At 54.4% G+C, this 17,959-nt stretch carries 18 protein-coding genes; 7 read left to right on the top strand and 11 right to left on the bottom strand.

The features are described 5' to 3' along the window. Position 1 precedes the first annotated feature (1 nt). Positions 2–355 carry a hydroxyisourate hydrolase gene (uraH, locus tag QK300_RS10155; protein ID WP_281301559.1) on the bottom strand — a complete coding sequence of 118 codons (354 nt, stop codon included), beginning with the start codon at positions 353–355 and terminating at the stop codon, positions 2–4. 292 nt (positions 356–647) lie between these two features. On the opposite strand from uraH, the gene puuE reads away from it, so the two are divergent. The 3 genes from puuE to alc are packed head-to-tail and all read left to right on the top strand — an operon-like array spanning position 648 to position 3,119. Further along, a complete protein-coding gene (gene puuE / locus QK300_RS10150) occupies positions 648–1,538 on the top strand; it encodes an allantoinase PuuE (RefSeq protein ID WP_348651872.1) in 891 nt (296 codons plus the stop codon). Between the two features lie 19 nt (positions 1,539–1,557). Next, positions 1,558–2,076, top strand: coding sequence for a 2-oxo-4-hydroxy-4-carboxy-5-ureidoimidazoline decarboxylase (gene uraD, locus QK300_RS10145; protein WP_281301561.1), 519 nt, complete (start codon positions 1,558–1,560; stop codon positions 2,074–2,076). 35 nt (positions 2,077–2,111) lie between these two features. Next, the gene (gene alc, locus QK300_RS10140; RefSeq protein ID WP_281301562.1) at positions 2,112–3,119 is read left to right on the top strand and encodes an allantoicase; all 1,008 of its coding nucleotides are present in this window, start codon (positions 2,112–2,114) and stop codon (positions 3,117–3,119) included. A 25-nt stretch (positions 3,120–3,144) separates the two neighbouring features. Here the strand turns inward: alc and leuD are convergent, their stop codons facing one another. The 5 genes from leuD to queF form a co-directional block, all read right to left on the bottom strand. Continuing rightward, positions 3,145–3,753, bottom strand: coding sequence for a 3-isopropylmalate dehydratase small subunit (gene leuD / locus QK300_RS10135; RefSeq protein WP_281301563.1), 609 nt, complete (start codon positions 3,751–3,753; stop codon positions 3,145–3,147). Beyond that, a complete protein-coding gene (gene leuC, locus QK300_RS10130) occupies positions 3,753–5,183 on the bottom strand; it encodes a 3-isopropylmalate dehydratase large subunit (RefSeq protein ID WP_281301564.1) in 1,431 nt (476 codons plus the stop codon). Before leuC ends, leuD begins: the two co-directional genes overlap by 1 nt. Before the next feature lie 135 nt (positions 5,184–5,318). Beyond that, a complete protein-coding gene (locus tag QK300_RS10125; protein ID WP_281301565.1) occupies positions 5,319–6,068 on the bottom strand; it encodes a glycosyltransferase in 750 nt (249 codons plus the stop codon). Beyond that, positions 6,065–7,177: a hypothetical protein gene (locus tag QK300_RS10120; RefSeq protein WP_281301566.1), complete on the bottom strand. Its 1,113-nt coding sequence runs from the start codon at positions 7,175–7,177 to the stop codon at positions 6,065–6,067. The genes QK300_RS10125 and QK300_RS10120 overlap by 4 nt, the downstream gene beginning before the upstream one ends. Before the next feature lie 235 nt (positions 7,178–7,412). Then, the gene (queF, locus tag QK300_RS10115; RefSeq protein WP_281301567.1) at positions 7,413–7,877 is read right to left on the bottom strand and encodes a preQ(1) synthase; all 465 of its coding nucleotides are present in this window, start codon (positions 7,875–7,877) and stop codon (positions 7,413–7,415) included. 269 nt (positions 7,878–8,146) lie between these two features. Here queF and hspQ point away from each other — a divergent pair, with 269 nt between their 5' ends. From hspQ to metC, 3 genes are all read left to right on the top strand, one after another. Beyond that, positions 8,147–8,470: a heat shock protein HspQ gene (gene hspQ, locus QK300_RS10110; protein ID WP_042084789.1), complete on the top strand. Its 324-nt coding sequence runs from the start codon at positions 8,147–8,149 to the stop codon at positions 8,468–8,470. 115 nt (positions 8,471–8,585) lie between these two features. Continuing rightward, positions 8,586–9,470 carry a 3-mercaptopyruvate sulfurtransferase gene (gene sseA / locus QK300_RS10105; protein WP_281301568.1) on the top strand — a complete coding sequence of 295 codons (885 nt, stop codon included), beginning with the start codon at positions 8,586–8,588 and terminating at the stop codon, positions 9,468–9,470. A 50-nt stretch (positions 9,471–9,520) separates the two neighbouring features. Then, positions 9,521–10,690, top strand: coding sequence for a cystathionine beta-lyase (metC, locus tag QK300_RS10100; protein ID WP_281301569.1), 1,170 nt, complete (start codon positions 9,521–9,523; stop codon positions 10,688–10,690). On the opposite strand, the gene QK300_RS10095 is transcribed toward metC, so the two are convergent. From QK300_RS10095 to QK300_RS10075, 5 genes are read right to left on the bottom strand one after another with little or no spacing between them, the layout of a single operon-like run. Continuing rightward, positions 10,687–11,352, bottom strand: a complete 666-nt coding sequence (locus QK300_RS10095; protein WP_281301570.1) for a DUF502 domain-containing protein — start codon at positions 11,350–11,352, stop codon at positions 10,687–10,689. The genes metC and QK300_RS10095 overlap by 4 nt on opposite strands. A 42-nt stretch (positions 11,353–11,394) precedes the next feature. Then, positions 11,395–12,543 (bottom strand): GNAT family N-acetyltransferase, encoded by a 1,149-nt coding sequence (locus tag QK300_RS10090; RefSeq protein WP_281301571.1) that lies wholly within the window; start codon positions 12,541–12,543, stop codon positions 11,395–11,397. A 37-nt stretch (positions 12,544–12,580) separates the two neighbouring features. Further along, on the bottom strand, positions 12,581–14,149 hold the full coding sequence (locus QK300_RS10085; protein ID WP_281301572.1) for an oligosaccharide flippase family protein: 1,569 nt from the start codon (positions 14,147–14,149) through the stop codon (positions 12,581–12,583). A 2-nt stretch (positions 14,150–14,151) separates the two neighbouring features. Continuing rightward, positions 14,152–15,270 carry an LPS export ABC transporter permease LptG gene (gene lptG, locus QK300_RS10080; protein ID WP_281320842.1) on the bottom strand — a complete coding sequence of 373 codons (1,119 nt, stop codon included), beginning with the start codon at positions 15,268–15,270 and terminating at the stop codon, positions 14,152–14,154. A gap of 2 nt (positions 15,271–15,272) precedes the next feature. Beyond that, a complete protein-coding gene (locus tag QK300_RS10075) occupies positions 15,273–16,577 on the bottom strand; it encodes an LptF/LptG family permease (RefSeq protein ID WP_281301574.1) in 1,305 nt (434 codons plus the stop codon). 379 nt (positions 16,578–16,956) lie between these two features. Between QK300_RS10075 and QK300_RS10070 the strand changes: the two genes are divergently transcribed. Continuing rightward, positions 16,957–17,952, top strand: a complete 996-nt coding sequence (locus QK300_RS10070; RefSeq protein ID WP_281301575.1) for a diacylglycerol kinase family protein — start codon at positions 16,957–16,959, stop codon at positions 17,950–17,952. The last annotated feature ends 7 nt before the right edge of the window (positions 17,953–17,959 follow it).

The following is a 17,959-nucleotide window of genomic DNA, read 5'->3' as shown; positions in this document are numbered from 1 at the left end:
TTCAACTTCCACGATAGGTGCTATAGCCAAAGGGCGAAACCAACAAAGGAACATGATAGTGCGCCTTGGCGTCATTGACACCAAAATTTATGACCACCTGATCAAGAAATGGTGGATCGGGCAGATCGACAGCCTTTCCGGCAAAATAGGAAGCCACATCAAATTCAAGCCGATAGCGGCCAACTTTAAGATCATCTGCGGCAATCAACGGCTGATCACAACGGCCATCGGAATTGGTTTTTGTGGTCAGCAACAGAGCATCGCCATCATCGGTGCGGGCATAAAGGCGGATGGTTACCCCTGCCGCCGGTGTGCCGTGAGTGGTATCGAGAATATGTGTTGTCAATCCGGCCATGAAGCCTCAATCCTTCCCTCAAATCCAGTTCTGCCGAAAAACCCGGCCTTTCAACCTTATCGTGATCGTGAGACATCTTCATGCCAATGGAAAGAGCCACGATGCTCAGGACTGAAAGGGGCCAGATTATCTGTGAGACACACAAGATAAATTGTTAGCAATTTTCATTCACCAAGTTTACAATTTTTACCAATATCGTAAACCGTTAATTTGAAGCGCCGACAAACCCCCTCGTTTCAGCCCTTTCCATCCACAGGATATAACCGTGACACCGACCCCCTATCCCCGCGACATGATCGGCTATGGCCCCACCCCGCCACAGGCGCAATGGCCGGGAAAGGCCCGCCTCGCTTTGCAATTCGTTTTGAATTATGAGGAGGGTGGCGAGCGATCCATTTTGCATGGCGATGATGAGGCGGAAATGTTTCTGTCAGAAATCGTCAATGCCCCGCGCATCGAGCACGCCCGCCATATGAGCATGGAATCGCTTTATGAATATGGCAGCCGGGTGGGCGTATGGCGGCTGCTCGATCTGTTTTCCGCCTATCGGATGCCCATCACCCTTTTTGCCGTGGCCATGGCGTTGGAGCGCAATCCGGCGGTGGCGGACCGGGCGCTTCAGGATGGCCATGAAATCTGTTCGCACGGCTATCGCTGGATCGATTATCAATCCGTGCCGGAAGAGATCGAACGCGCCCATCTGGAAAAGGCCATCGCGATTCACAAAAAAATCACCGGCAGCCGTCCGCTGGGCTGGTATACGGGCCGCACCGGCCCCAATAGCCGCCGGATCGTTGCCGAGGAAGGCGGATTTCTTTATGATGCCGATGATTATAATGATGATCTGCCCTTCTGGACCCACCCCGCAGGCAAGCCGCATCTGGTGGTGCCCTATACCCTTGATGCCAATGATATGCGCTTTGCCACGGTGCAGGGCTTCAACAGCGGCGAGCAGTTTTTCCACTATCTGAAAGACAGCTTTGATGTGCTTTATGCCGAAGGGGCGACGACGCCGCGCATGATGTCAGTGGGGCTGCATTGCCGGATCGTCGGCAGGCCAGGAAGGATAGCCGCGCTCAAACGCTTTCTTGATTATGTGCAAGGCTTTGACGATCTATGGATCTGTCGGCGGGTGGATATCGCCCGCCATTGGATCGCCACCCATCCGGCACCACAAGCCTAAAAAACCGGGAGTTGATGACATGCCAAAGTTGATCCCATGCCCTTCGGCCCTGACGAAAGCCGATTTCATCAGGACTTATGGCGGCATTTACGAACATTCCCCCTGGGTGGCCGAGCGGATATGGTCGCTTGTGCCCGGCGGCAGCCTTGATCAGGCGGATCGCCTGCATGAAGCCATGCGCAAGGCTGTAGAGGCCGCCAGCCATGATGAAAAACTGAACCTTATCAAAGCGCATCCCGATCTGGCGGGCAAGGCGGCTTTGGCCGGGGCTTTATCGAAAGATTCCACTACCGAACAAACGGGGGCAGGCCTTGATCGTTTGTCGCCAGAACAATTCACCCAATTCAAAACCCTTAATCAGGCCTATAAATCGCGCTTTGGTTTTCCGTTCATCATCGCCGTGCGCGGACTGGATGCCAATGCGATCCTCAATGCTTTTGAACGCCGTTTGGAGCATGATGCCGAACAGGAATTCCAAACAGCCATGGCTGAAATCCATAAAATCGCCCGTCTGCGTCTCGATGCGATGCAAGATTGAACATACATCCCTTTTTTTTCGATGGAGACGACAGCATGCAGGCCGCACCCGTGATCGACAGGGGATGGACAGACCTCGCCAGCCCGCGCCTTGGCAGTCAGGTGGTTTTTGCCAATGATGATTTTTTTGCCGACAAATCCCGGCTGATCGATCCCGCCGAGCCGCAGTTCATCCCCGGCAAATATGATGCGAATGGCAAATGGATGGATGGATGGGAAAGCCGCCGCAAGCGCGGGCCGGGCCATGATCATTGCATCATCAGGCTGGGCCATGCCGGGCTGATCGCAGCGTTCGAGATCGATACCCGCCATTTTACCGGCAATTTCCCCCCCGCCGCCTCGATCGATCTGTGCCAGAGCACGGATGAAATCCCCAATGATCGGGCCCCATGGCAGGAAGCCATCGGCGTCACTGCCCTGGCCGGGAATGATCGCCTGTTGATCCGCCTGCCGCAGCCGATGAAGGCCAGCCATGTGCGGCTCAATATCTATCCCGATGGTGGGGTGGCGCGGCTGCGCGTTTATGGCCATGTCGATTTCGATCCCGCCCGCATCGCAGGCGGCGAGCCCATCGATCTGGCGGCTTTGGTCCATGGGGGCCGGGCGGTGGCCGCCAATGATGCCCATTTTGGCAGGCCTGACAATCTGATCGCACCCGGCAGGGGCGTTGATATGGGCGATGGCTGGGAAACCCGCCGCCGCCGCGAGCCGGGCCATGATTGGGCGATTCTTGCCCTTGGCTGCCCCGGGGTAATTTCAAAAATCCTGATCGATACCGCCCATTTCAAAGGCAATTATCCCGATCGCTTCTCTCTGCAGGCCGCTTTTTGCCCTCACAGCCCCGATGAACTGCTGATCGTGCAATCGCAATTCTGGGATGAGCTTTTAGTGCCGCATCTTCTGGAAGCCGATCATGAACATCTGATCACCGATGGCATTAAACAGATCGGGGCTGTGAGCCATGTGCGGCTCAATATTCATCCCGATGGCGGGATCAGCCGCCTACGGCTTTATGGCCTGCCCCATCTTCAGGATGCGCGATAGAGCCGCATCAGCGATGAAGCCCGGATCAGCGATATAACCAGGACATCTGCTGCTTTTGCTGGGCTTCAAAGGCAGCAATGGCCTCGCCATGATCTTTCAAGGTGAGGCCCACCTCATCCAACCCTTCCAACAGGCATTTGCGGCGAAAGGGATCAAGGCTGAAATCATAGACCGTGCCATCCGACAAGCGCAGATTTTGGTTTGGCAGATCAACCAGAACCTCATGCCCGGCTTCGCCCTCGGCGGCGATCCGTTCCACCTGCGCGCGGTCAAGCACCACAGTGAGAATCCCGTTTTTATAGGCGTTCGAGGCGAAAATATCGGCAAATCCGGGGGCAATGATGCAGCGATAGCCCAGATCAGATAGCCCCCATAAGGCATGTTCGCGGCTTGATCCACAGCCGAAATTATCGCCTGTGACCAGAATCCGGCTTTCTGAAAAGCGCGGCTGATTGAACACACAATCCGGATCGGGGCTGCCATCGTCCAAAAAGCGCACGGCGGCGAATGTGCCCTCCCCCAAACCGAGACGGGAGACGGTTTTGAGATAACGCGACGAGATGATGACATCGGTATCGATATTATTCCGCAAAAAAGGCGTGGGCACCGATTTGACGGTTTGGAACGGTTCCATCAGGCAATCTCCGCAGTTTTGGATGACAATCGGCGCACATCGGTCAGATGCCCGGTAATCGCCGCCGCCGCCGCCATCGCCGGTGACAACAGATGCGTCCGCGCCCCCGGACCTTGGCGACCCACGAAATTGCGGTTGGAGGTAGACGCGCAGCGCTCACCCGGCGGCACTTTATCCGGGTTCATCCCCAAACACATGGAGCAGCCCGGTTCGCGCCATAAAAATCCGGCATCGGTAAAGATCTTGTCCAGGCCTTCCTGCTCGGCCTGATATTTCACAAGGCCCGAGCCGGGCACCACCAGGGCTTCGATGATCCCGGGCGCCACGGCATGGCCCTTAACCACGGCCGCTGCCGCCCGCAAATCCTCGATCCGACTATTGGTGCACGATCCGATGAACACCCGATCCACCGCCAAGCCATCGAGCGCCGCCCCCGGTTCCAATCCCATATACTGAAGGGCACGACCAGCGGCTTCACGCTTGCCTATATCGGCAAAATCATCGGGATCAGGCACCCGGCCACCGATGGGGGCCACCTGTTCCGGGCTGGTTCCCCATGTCACATGCGGCTCGATCCCATTGGCATCGATGGTGATCTCCCGATCGAAATGGGCATCGGGATCGCTATAAAGGCTGCGCCATAAAGTCACGGCCCCCTCCCACTGCCCCGCCTTGGGGGCAAAGGGTCTGCCGCGCAAATAATCAAAGGTTTTCTCATCGGGGGCAATCAAACCCGAACGCGCCCCGGCTTCAATGGCCATATTGCACAGGGTCATCCGCCCTTCCATGCTCAAAGCCTGCACGGCTTCGCCGGCAAATTCAATCACATGGCCAGTACCGCCATTGGTGCCGATGAGGCCGATGATCGCCAGAGCCATATCTTTGGCCGTAACCCCGATGGGCAGGGCGCCCTTCACCGTAACCCGCATATTGCGCTGTTTTTTCAAAGTCAGGGTTTGAGTGACCAGCACATGCTCGACTTCGGATGTGCCAATGCCAAAGGCCAAAGCCCCAAAAGCCCCATGGGTTGAGGTATGGCTATCCCCGCAAACGATTGTGAGGCCGGGCTGGGTGAAGCCCTGCTCAGGCCCGATGACATGCACGATCCCCTGCCGGATATCATCGATATCATAGATTTCGAGACCCCATTCTTTGGTATTGCGGCGCAGCACTTCGATTTGCGTACGCGACAGGGGATCTTCAATCGGCAGGCTGCGATCCGTGGTCGGGATATTATGATCGGGAACCGCCAAAGCCGCATCGGGGCGGCGCACCCGATTGCCATCGGCCTCGAGTTTTTCAAAAGCCTGAGGGCTGGTCACTTCATGCACCAGATGCCGGTCGATATAGATCAGGCCCGATCCATCGCCAACATCGGCAACCAGATGCCGACGCCATATCTTGTCATAAAGCGTCAGTCCTTGCGACATGATCCACCTCCATCAACGGCCATTTGTGATATTTCCTGTGCCTATAGGGATGAAGGGCACTTGGCAATAAAAAAGCGGATGCTGTTTTGCACCCGCTTTATCTTCATGATTGGCTTATGCCGGATTGGACGGCGATCAGCGGGTTTGCGTGGGCCAATAGCCTGATAGCAGTCGCTCGCCAGTATGACCGCCGCCGATTTCATCAATCACCCGGCTTCCAATGCCCGACAGATTATCGCCATGCATGCGATAGGAAAACAACGGCTCGGCGATATGGGTACCGCGCCAGCCATTATCGATGATCCGCCGCCATTTATGATGCTTGGTCCCCTTGCGGATACCTTCATCAAAAGGGCTGGCTTCCATCACGGCAGCCATCAGGGTCAGCGCCGGTTCGGGAATAAAGCTGAACCGTTCGATCAGGGATGGATCAAAAGCGGTGGATTTTCCGCGACCGATTTCGGCTCCGGTTTCATCCACCAATATGCAATTGGTATAGATAAAACCAAGCTGCGGATCTGATTTCCGTGCCAGATTAAGCTCGGCAATGCATCGGCTGGCATAGCTGTCCGTCAGCAGATCATCGGCATCGAGAATAATCACATATTCCCCAACGCAATATTTCAGCCCGGCATTCATTGCGGCCAGCTTGCCGGCATTGGATGGCATTTCCACCACCTCGATCCGCGAAAGATCATTCGGACGCTTGATGGCATCGCGAATGGCTTCCAGCGAATGATCGGTGCTGCCATCGTCCACGATCACCAGTTCGATGGAATCGTAATCCTGTCGGAAAACGCTGGCAATGGTATCCGCGATGAAACGGCCATAATTGTAATTGGGGATGATAACGGACAAAAGGCCCGGTGAAGTAAGTGATTTCATTGGCGCTGTCTCGCAAAAGTCTCCGAAGAGGTCACGGCCCGGAGGCGGGTATCGGGAGCGAAAAGATTTCGCGTCGAATGGTCGAGTTGGTCTAAAAGGTCAGAGCATCGTACCTTGATCCGAGCCTTTTCTTCGTCCGTCAAAGCCATCTGCTTGGCTTTCCGGTCATCTTCAAAGCGGCGTGAATTGCTGTCATCTTTTGAGTGATAGCGAAATTGTTCAAGCATTTCCAGACGCTCATTTTCATCAGGAAAAAATCGAAATCCCTGTTCGATCATATGTGTAAAGCTGTTTGGACCCAAATCACGGTAATTCACAAGAGAAAGATTAGCTTTGCACCCCAGAACAACTTCAAAATATTGTGCGTAGCATGCAGCCAGATAATCCACATTGCTTAATTTTTTGCCAATATCTATAGGCAATCCGCTTAAAAAGGCCCCTTGGGCGCTCCCTTTCGTCAATAAAACGGCGGTTGTCTCTTTTTTAACCGAGGCAATCACCTCGATCGGATCACGATAAAGAAAAAGCCCCGGTACATCGGGAAAGGCGGCGGCGATCAAATCGGCATAAACCACATTCCAGCTGATGAATTTGACAAAAGCCCGCCGCTCATTGCCCACGCGCCGCCGTGTCATCGCCAGAACAAGATTGCGTAAACGCCGGAGCACCGATGGGGTCGGCTCGGCCCTGTGCTGCCAATTCTGCGTAATCAGGGCCCAGAAACCGCGCTGCAGGGGGGCGCCCTGGCTGATCATCATATGATGGGCCGGACGGGCCAAGGCCTTGGTGGTCAGGGTCGAGCCACAGCGCGACACATGGTGAATGAAGGCCGATGGATAAAGGCTATCGGCAAAAAGATCATCCTGATCAAGAATATCCACAGGGGAAGAAAAAGCCGTGCCGATCACCTGCTGGCGGGCCAGCTCGGCAATCGTGAAAATATATTGCCATTCACGAAAGGGATGCCGGCCCAGATCGCCCCAGATCACCCGCCCCGCGCCCGCCGGATCAATGGCCAAAGGCACCAGACCCGGGATCGAACGGATCAGGCGCGAAGCCTCATCCACCCCCACATGATGCTGAAAGGCATGGGGGACGAGATCGGCCACGACCTCATCATCGGGCAAGGCATATAAAACTTCACGCGGCTTTATGGGTAGAGCCTTTCATGCTGTGCGCTTTCAGAGCCGACTTTTTATTCAAATGGTCAAAAGACGCCCAAAAAAATGGCCCAAAGACAGAGATGACAGAAGCCACCGAAAAAAGGCAAAAAAATGGCAATCTCTGTCATGAAGGGCTTTTTGGACCATGAGCGGTGATTTTGCAAGGCGCATAGCCGCCAAATCAGCCCCGCCCGCGATAGGGCTGCACCCCGGTATCGGGAATCCACAGGCCCAAGGGCGGCTTGCCGCTTTGGAAAAAGACATCGATCGGAATGCCTCCCCGGGGATACCAATAACCGCCAAGGCGCAACCATTTCGGTTGCAATTCTTCGATCAATCGCTCGGCTATGCCGATGGTGCAATCCTCGTGAAAAGCCTGATGATTGCGAAAGCTGCTGAGATAAAGCTTCAGCGATTTGCTTTCCACCAGCAGGCGCGCCGGCGCATAATCAATCACCAGATGAGCAAAATCAGGCTGGCCGGTGACCGGGCACAGGCTGGTGAATTCAGGACAGGTAAAACGCACCAGATAATCCGACCCCGGACGCGGATTGGCGACCGTTTCCAAAATGGCGTCTTCGGGCTTTTCCGGCCGAGATGCGCTGCCACCAAGCTGTGAGAGAGTCTCATAAATATTATTTGACATGGATCGGTTTTTGCCTCCTTCAAATCTGTCTGATGCGGAAAATAAAAAGCTGTGCAGTCATTAATCTGCTGTCTTTGCACATTATCATAAAGTTTGTTCAGTTTTCGTTCAGAATATGATTGGCACACTGTGATCATGTATAGCAATGGGATGAAACAGGCTGTTTTGATCCCATGCGCTAGTGGAATGCAGGCTGCTATCTGCATGAGCGAAATCTGCGACACGCCCTAAAGGATGCCGGAGCAACATATTTGATGCAGGAGCAACATATGGCTGAACTGCCCCAGGCCCGTTTTTCAATCGGGCAGGTCGTGCGTCATAGAATGTTTGGCTATCGGGGCCTGATTTTTGATGTCGATCCATTTTTCTTCAATACTGAAACCTGGTATGAGTCGGTCAAAGCCTCTCGGCCCCCCAAAGATTCGCCCTGGTATCATGTGATGGTGGATGGGGCTGATCATGTCACCTTTGTGGCCGAACGCAATCTGATTGCATCCGATGACAGCGCCAGCCCCATCAGACACCCGCTGGTACCGGAATTTTTCCGCAATGGGCAATATGGCAGTTATCATCTGCGCACTCTGCCTAATTGAGCGCAGTTGGCGTTCATCGGTTTTCTCCCTATGCGTTGCATCCTGAAGCATGCCATCTTAATGTGCTGGCTTTGATGGCCATCTCATCTTTCTCACTCGCTTCAAAGGTTGCCCGATGAAACCCCAAGCACCATCGCCACTGGTTTCCACCGATTGGCTTGAGCAGCATTTGTCTGCGCCCGATATTCGCGTTCTTGATGCCTCATGGCACCTCCCGGATTCTGATCATGATGCCCGCGCCGATTATGGCGCCGCCCATATTCCGGGGGCGGTTTTTTTCAATCTCGATGAAATTTCTGATCCCGATACTGAATTGCCGCATATGCTGCCCGAACCCGAAGCCTTTTCCAGCGCCATGCGGCGATTGGGGATCGGCGATGGCAGCACGATCATTGTTTATGATACCGGCGATCTGCATTCTGCCGCGCGGGCATGGTGGATGTTTCGGGTTTTTGGTCAGCGCGATGTGTTTGTGCTTGATGGCGGGCTTGGTAAATGGCGGCGCGAAAACAGGCCATTGGAAGATTTACCCCCCGGCCCGCGGGAGCGGCATTTTTCCGCCCGGCGTCATGATAATCTGGTGGCTGATCTCGATGCCGCGATCAAAGCCAGCACCCATCAAACCGCCCAAATCCTTGATGCCCGAGGAAATCCCCGCTTTTTAGGGCAGGAGCCCGAGCCCCGGGCGGGGGTGGAGCCCGGCCATATCCCCGGTGCCATCAATGTGCCCTATGGCAGTCTATATCAGCCCGATGGCACGCTGAAATCACCGCAGGACCTGCAACAAATATTCAAAACCGCAGGGGTTGATCTCAAAAAGCCGGTGATCACAAGCTGTGGCTCGGGGGTCACCGCCTGCTCTATCGCTTTGGCGCTTACTGCCATCGGCCATCGGGATTGGTCGGTTTATGATGGCTCCTGGGCTGAATATGGCAGCCAGCCCACCCTCCCTAAAATCACCGCAGCCAAGGTCCGGGCGGATAGCGCTCGTCCCGCCTGATCTTCACTCTTTCTGATCTTCCAGAACAATAAGACCGGACCCCCTTTTCCATGAAACGCGATACCCAGATCATTGAAGCCGGACGCCGGTCTGATTGGACCCATGGCATTGTCAATCCGCCTGTTTATCGGGCATCCACCTGTCTTTTTGAAACCATGGATGATCTGCGGGCGGGGATCAAAAATCCTGATGCCAAGCTTTTTTACGGACGCCGGGGCACCCCCACCCATTGGGCTTTGCGCGAAGCTATCACCCAATTGGAAGGGGGTGTGGATAGCTGGCTTTATCCATCGGGCATGGCGGCCATCGCCGGAGCCATTTTGGCTGTGGTGGCAAGCGGCGATCATATTCTGGTCACCGATAGCGTTTATGAACCCACCCGGGCTTTATGTGATCATATGCTCAAACGTTTCGGTATCGAAACAACATATTACGATCCGTGCATCGGGGCTGGAATCGCTGAGCTTTTCAAGAAAAACACCAGGCTTGTGGTGACCGAATCCCCCGGCTCATTGACCTTGGAAATTCAGGATCTGCCCGCCATCTGTGCCATTGCCCATGATCATGATGCTTTAGTGCTTTTGGATAATACCTGGGCCACCCCCCTCAATATGAAGGCGCTGGAGCTGGGTATTGATATTTCGGTTCATGCCGCTACCAAATATATCGTTGGCCATTCCGATGTGATGCTTGGCATTGCCACGGCCAATGCCCGGGCCTGGCCAAAGCTGCAACAGGGCGCGGTGCAATTGGGGCAAACCACCAGCCCTGATGATGCATGGCTTGCTCTGCGCGGGCTTAGAACCCTGCCCATTCGCTTGAAGCAGCATGAAAAAAGCGCACTCAAGATTGCCCACTGGCTGCAAAAGCACCCCATGGTTGATCGCGTGCTGCATCCAGCCCTGCCTGAAATGCCGGGCCATGACCTGTTCAAGCGCGATTTCACCGGTTCTTGCGGCCTGTTTTCTTTTATCCTGAAGCAGGGCAGCTATCAGCAGATCGATCATTTTGTTGATGATATGCGCCTGTTCAAGCTTGGTTTTTCATGGGGTGGCTTTGAAAGCCTGATCCTGCCCACCGATCCCGCACGGGTGCGCAGCGCCACCCGATGGCAGGCAAAAGGCCCCCTTGTGCGGCTTCATATCGGCCTTGAAGATCCGGATGATCTGATTGATGATCTGGCTGCGGGCTTTGAGCGGTTTGAAAAGGCTATCGCTTAAGATTCAGACGATTTTGCGGCTTCTGATGGGCGATGTTTCGGGCTGGCAAGGGGTAATTCTTCCGGGCTGACCAAGCCGGCCGAGATGATATATTTGATCGCCTGTTCGATGGTCATATCCAGATAGATACAATCACTTTTCCTCACAAACAGCAAAAATCCCGAGGTGGGATTGGGCGTTGTCGGCAGGAAAACATTCAGCATCTCAACTTGAGCGGTTTTCTGCTGAATTTCGTTAGTGGTGTTCGACGAAACAAAGGCAATCGCCCATAAACCCGGCCGCGGATATTCGATCATCACCACATCACGGAAGGTGGTGGAGCTTTGCGCCATCACCGTTTGGGCGATCTGTTTCACCGTTGTATAAATGCCGCGAATGACCGGCGTCCGCTCCACCAGCGCTTCCCCCAGCCTGATCAGGGATCGGCCGAGAAAATTGGCGGCCAGTGCCCCCAGCATGGTGAGAAAGACAAAAGTGATCAAAAGCCCGATACCGGGAATATTCACCGCTAAATAGGTTTCAGGATTATAAGCCGTGGGCAAAAGACCACGGACAAAGCCATCGATGCCCCCGATCACCTTCCAGGTCAGAAAAATCGTGATGGAAATGGGCGCAAAAACAACGAGCCCAGCGAGAAAATACGTCCTCAATCGATGCCACACAAGCGTGTCCGTTTCTATGAAATCCGGTTTCAGATCACGCTTTTATAGCAGCGATTTCTGATAGATTCGATAGGTCTTGTAGATTTCACAGCCAATCTCGTCGAGAATATTTCGCATGCCAAAATTATCTTCCAAAATCCAGGATAATTCCGCCCATCGCGCGCCCCGGCGCACCACGTCCTGCCGGGTATGTTCGATCATCATCAGCGCCAGCGCTGCGGAATAGCGGCTTTTTTGCATAATCTTGCGGACACCCATCAGGGGAACCCGTAACCGTTTCGGATATGTTATGAATAATCCAGTGAGTAATCGCAGCCAGCCCAAAGGAAAAAGCCTGCCATTGAAAGAGCGCAAAACCATATTCACATCCGGCAGGGTGACAAACATGCCCATGGGTTTTCCATCCACCTCGCACAAGCGCACCCGATGCGGGGCAACGATCGGCTTGATATCCTGCGCCAGATGGGTGGCTTCTTCTGCCGTTAGCGGCACAAAGCCCCAATTATCCGACCAGGCATCATTATAAATATCGATGATCTTATGCAATTCATCCTGATAGCGTCGCATATCGATCTCGCGCAGAGTGATTTTTTCATTCTGCTCAACCGTTTTGATAAAGCGCGCCAAACGGGGCGGCAAAGGCTTGAGCAGATCAAGCTCATAAGCCAATAAATCTTTTGCCTTTTCATAACCCAAAGCCATTAAATGCTTTTGATAATAAGGCCGGGCATGGCCCATCATCAAAACCGGCGGCGTATGAAACCCATCCACCAGAAGCCCGCATTCGCCATTGCTCGAAAGATTATAGGGCCCTTCGATCCGCGTGCAGCCTTCGGCCTTCAGCCAATCTTCGGCCTTACCTAACAAGGCTGCAAAAACCGCGCGATCATCAATGGCTTCGATCATGCCGAAATGGCCAATGGTATCGCCCCGGTGCTCTTGTGCCAATTGATCGATCTGGGCACTGATCCGCCCCACCGGGCGACCATTTTTCCAAGCGATCCAATAGGCAGCCCGGGCATGATCGAAATAAGGGTTTTTGGCGCGATCTAAAAGCGCCAGCCGTTCGATCATCAATGGCTTCACCCAGCAGGGGTCCTGCGCATAGATTTCTTCGGCAACCCGAATGAATGTTTTAAGGTCTTTTTTCGCCTTCACTTCGGATAAAGCGATGGCTCCATATAATGACATGATCGGTCGCCCAGTTGATTGATGGGCGGGCCTATCCTCAATGAAGCCCGCGCCGTGCAAAATGTGCCAGCCGCCCAAGCGCCTTGGCATCGGGAGCCGATAAACCATAGCGGAAAAAGGCTAGAATGCTCAAGATAAGCAGCACGACAAGCACGAGGATTTGAACGGGCGCGAGCGTATTTTTCAGTAAAACCCCGGAAGTGAATAAGATGAGGGATAAACAAATAGAAACAAATAAAGGCTTCCACATTTCTTTACTATAGGGCCATAGGCGGGACAGAAAATAAACCTCGATCAAAGCCACCCCCCGGCTGAGAATAAGGCCCGCTGCCGCCGCCAGCGCCGCTCCTGCCGGGCCATGGCTTTCCACCAGCAGATAAAGCAGCCCAAGCATCGCCAACAAACCTAACAGGCCATTGCCCAATGTCCAATATGTTGATGACAGGCTGCGGACCATGGCCGGGGCCTGTCCGAAAAAAAAGGTGAGCAACCGCCCCAGAACCAGAATGACCAGCGCCACCGCCGCCGGTTCGGACTCCGGCCCCAACATATCAAGCAAGGCATGATGGCTGCCCACCATGGCACCGGCCAAAATCACCCCGAAGGCAACCATCAGGCGCGTTGAATAGGCATACATATCCGCGAGGGTTTCGCGATCCCCCCGCCCTTTTTGGAAGGCCGCAAGGGGTGCCACCACATAATCAAAGCTATTGTGGATCACCTGCATAACACTGGAAAGCTTACGGGCGATGGAATAAAAGCCCGCCGCCGAAGCCCCGGCAGCGCCCGGAATGATGATATTGAGCACCAGCACCGGAAATTCGGAAAAAATGCGCTGGATCAGGGTTGCCGGCATCATCGGCAGGGCAAAATGCAGCATGGCTTTAGCAAGCTTTGGATCATAGCCCGCCATGAACAAGCGCTTATAATCATAAAAGCGGGCGACCAGAAAAAATGACAGCAGGGCCGCAATCGCCAAAGACAGGATATGCGCCAGAAACAGCCCATAAGTGGTCAGCCCGACAAAGGCTAAACCAACCGCAATCACAATGCGCAAAATCTGTTCATAGAAAAACCTGATCCTGATTTCCGGCCCGAATTTCCGCCGCGATCTGACACTGGCGGTCAGCACTTCAACACTGGTCCAAAGCGGCAGGGTCACGGCATAAATGCGGATCACCGTCACGATATGCTGGGTATCCTCGCCATCGCCATCGATCATCCGCGCCAGCATCGGCGCATAAAAGATCAATAAAAGCGCGCCGATGATCCCCGCCCCCATGGTGATCAAAAGGGCAATCGCCAAGGTGCGGTGGATCGCATCTTCATCATCATAAGAGGGGATAAAGCGCTGCAAGGCCACATCCATGCCCATCTGCGTCACGCCGCTGGCCATGCGCACAATGGCATAAAGGGTGGCAAACAAGCCAAAGGTGACAGAGCCATAAAGCCAGAGAAAGATTGGAAATCCTGCCGCTTCGACCAAAGCCCCCAGACGCCCGAGCAAGGCAAGCCCGGCGCCTCGGGTCATTTCTTTTCTGGATTGATCCTGCCCCGCCCGGCTCGGCGCGGACTCCTCCGCGCCGGATGGACCGCCCTTTTTCATGCTCATTCCTCGGAATAGAAAATAACGGCGAGCCCGAGGCTTGTAAAAATCAGCATCGGGCCAAAAGCCGCCAGAAAGGCAGGTGCGGCCCCGAATTTCCCCATCGCCAGCATGAAATTATCCGCCACGAAAAAAGCAAAGCCAAGCCCCATTCCGGCAGCCACGCGGGCAAAGATTTTGCCGCCCCTTTGCGCCCCGAAACCTGCAATCGCCCCCAAAATCGGCATCAGCAAAGTGGCCAGCGGACCGGCAATTTTTTGATAAAGGGCGGCTTGCAGTTCCGCCACAGGTTTGCCTTCCGCCTTTAATTGATCAATCTGTTCTTCCAAGCGGCTGAAAGAAAGCTGTTCGGGGATCACGCGCAAGGAAAAAAACCGTTCCGGTGGGGATTGCAGGGTCCAGGGCAAAGAAGGCTCGGTGGTGATGGCGTGGGTTTCGGCATCAAAGCGGCGTACGGCATATAAGGTCCAGGCGCCATCGGTATGCCAGGCAAAATCGGCCCGCACGATCCCGGCCAACTGGCCTTGTTCATTGCGCTGATAGATCGTCACCTTATCCAGAATAACCCGGCTGCCCGATCGGCTGACCGCCTTCACCAAAACCAGCGCATTGCCATCCACCAGCCACAGATCATCGAGAATATCGGGTGCAGGGGGCAGATCCGACGCATAATCAAAGCGCTTCCAATATTCCAGTTCCGCCGTGGAGGGGGCCACCAGCTTTTGATCGAGAATGAAATGCACCACAGAAATCGCTGCTGATGCCAGCAATAAAGGCAGCAAAATGCGATGCGCCGACATGCCCGACGCCTTCATCACCACAATCTCGCTATGCTGGGAAAGGCTCGATAAGGTCAAAAGCACGGCAAGCAGGGCGCTGAAGGGTATGAAGCGGCTCAGCAATTCGGGAAAGCGCAGGCCGATATAGCGCCATAATTCTGCATCGCCATTGCCCGGCGCGGCCAGAATGGCATCGGATTGCGCCAGCAGATCCAGCATCTGCAACACCACCACAACCCCGATGACAAGCCCCAGAAAGCGGACGAAGAAAACCTTGCCAATATAGCGCCCCATGGTGCGGGACGGCAGAAAATAGCGCCGCAATGGCCGCAAAATGCTCATCATCAAGCCCTTTTCATGGCCGCGAAAACCCGCCGCACGGGCCACAGGATCAGTTCAAAGCCGCGATCGATGATCCCGGCGGCCCCGCGCCCGGGGCGGATCACCGAAGACCAGAATAAAAAGCCGCTGAAACCCGCAAAGAGTGCAAACGGCCCCCATAAGGCGAGATAAGGGGACATGCCATCAAAACCCACCAATCTTTCCCCGGCTTCCAGAAATTCGTTAAACACAATCAACCCCGATAATCCCGCAACCAGCCCCCCGGCCCCGCCGGTTCGTTTATTGGCCAGGCCCAAAGGCGCAGCCAGAAAGGGGATGACCAGCAAAATCATAATATTGATTACCCGCCAATGATAGGTCGCCCGATAGCGCTGCTGCATGGTTTGTGCATCGGATTGCACGCTCTTTTTTTCCGATGATCGGCCCATTTCCTGAGCCGCCGCCCCTTTGGGGGCGATGCCCTTGTTTGGCTGCACATTCGTGGCGGCGGTTTGGGGCATGGTGCCCTGCATGGCCCAATAAAGTTCGGGCAGGGTCATTTCCAATTCTTCGCCACCCCGGCGGCGAAATTCCTCGATTTCAGGTAGGTTGATGACGATATCCTGGGATTCAAAGGACAAAACACGGGGCTTTATCTTGCCCGGATCGAAATCGATCAGCCGTCCATCATAAAGCCGCAACAAAACCGTTTGCGTATTATTGGTGGCAAAAAAAGCGCCCCGCTTGGCGGTGGCAACGATTTCTTCCGCGCTTCCCACCCCACGCCGCAGAAAAATATCCTTCAGTTCCTGCCCATCGGATTGGGTGCCGCCAACCCGCAGCAACAGGCCATCCGATAAAGACACAAATTCCCCAACATCAACGCTGGCCCCCAAAGCCCCACTGCGCAGCTCGAAATCCAGATGCCGATATTCATAGCGACTATGGGGCTGCACAAAGCCCAAAAGGCCAAATTCAAGCAAGGCCAGAAACAGGCTCAAAAAAACCATCGGACGCACCAGCCGGGGCAAACCGGCACCGCTGGCCATCATGCCATCAAGTTCGCTGTTCAAGGATAAGGTGCGAAACGCCAGCAAAGTCCCCAAAAACAACCCAACCGGCAAAGCCATCCCCATATAATGAGGCACAAGATGCGCCAGCATCTGCCACACGATATCGATGGGGCCATTTTCATTGACCACGAAATCAAACAAACGCAGCATCCGCTCCAGCAAAAGCAGGGCGGCCGTGATGACCACGGTGGATAGCAGGGGCACAGCCGCCTTGCGCAGCACATAATAGTCAAGACGGCTAAATCCTGGCAGCATCAAAGCCCCCTTCAAAGGCAATCAGGTCGAACAGCGCACCCATAGGGATCAGAAAAGCGTGAGATTGACGCCTGATCATGTGATTAAGGCCGGAAAAGGCTGGTAAAAGGGCTTTAATTATGAGCAAACAGCAGTTCAACATATTTATGACACGAAGATCTTATCATGAACACCCGAGCAAGGCGCGAAAGGCTCTTTCTCTTTTGCCGCCGGATCAAAGCCCTTCAAAGGCTATAGCAGAGGTTTAAAAGCAAAGCGATCCCTATGCCTCAACCCTGTTGCATTTGCAGTCATCTGCTTTATGCACAGATTGGTAGAGGCCACTTTCGATTTTTGTACCTGATAAACCTTAATCGACCGAGGAAGCGACAGACCACAGATGCGGCAACAATCTCTTTCAGCAACAAGCCACCGGCCCTCGCAGGCCCTGATCGGTATTATCTCCAATTGTGTGAGCAGCACCAATCGCGAGCAGCTCGATCGGGTGCGGTCGGTGATCGGTCAAAGCCCGCATCTGTTTCATTATGAATTCGACGATATCGCCGCCCTGCCCGAAGGCCTGCAATTGATGGCCGATGCCGGTGTGGCTTTGCTCATCATCAATGGCGGCGATGGCACCATTCAGGCAACACTCACCCATATCATCAATAATCAGCCCTTCACCATCATTCCCCCCATCGCCATTTTGCCCGGCGGCAAAACCAATCTCATTGCCGATGATCTGAAATGCAAAGGCAGCCCGGCCAGCGTGCTCAAGCGCGTGATCAAAACCGTGCGCCGGGGCAAATTAAAAAAACATCTGGTTGAACGAAATCTGATCGCCCTTGATCTGGCGGATGGCAAGCCCCCCCGCTATGGGATGTTTTTTGGCGGTGCTGCGGTGATCAAAGGCATTTTATGGAGCCGCACCCATATTCATCAAAGCAAGCTTCCCACCCGGCTCGGCCATGCTCTGGCTATAATGCGGCTGATTTTAAAGGCCGCTTTCAGCAAAGAAGTGTCGCCTTTGCGCTCGGGCCAAACCACGATCAGCATGGGCACTGAACAGCGTTATAATGGCGAATTTTATCTCATCCTCGTCACCACCCTCTCCCGGCTGATCATGGGTTTGCGTCCCTTTGGCCGAGAGGGCAATGGCGGATTGAAAACGGCGATTATCGATTCCCGGCCCGGGGTGATGCGCCAAGCCTTGCTTGCCCTTTTGACCAGACGTTTTCATCAGGGAAAAGTAGCCGGGGTTTATACCGCGCGCACTGATCATATGCTCATCGATGGGGATGATCCGGTGACCCTGGATGGGGAAATCTATACCCCCACCCCGGGCAAACCGATCCACCTTGATTGCGAAAAATCATTGAATTTTTTACGCCTCTAGGGCCATA

This window comes from Iodidimonas sp. MBR-22, from assembly GCF_029946565.1.
GTDB classification, from domain to species: Bacteria; Pseudomonadota; Alphaproteobacteria; order Sphingomonadales; family Rhodothalassiaceae; genus Iodidimonas; species Iodidimonas nitroreducens.
Note: the sequence above shows the minus strand (reverse complement) of the source record. Positions and strands in the feature narration are given on the sequence as shown.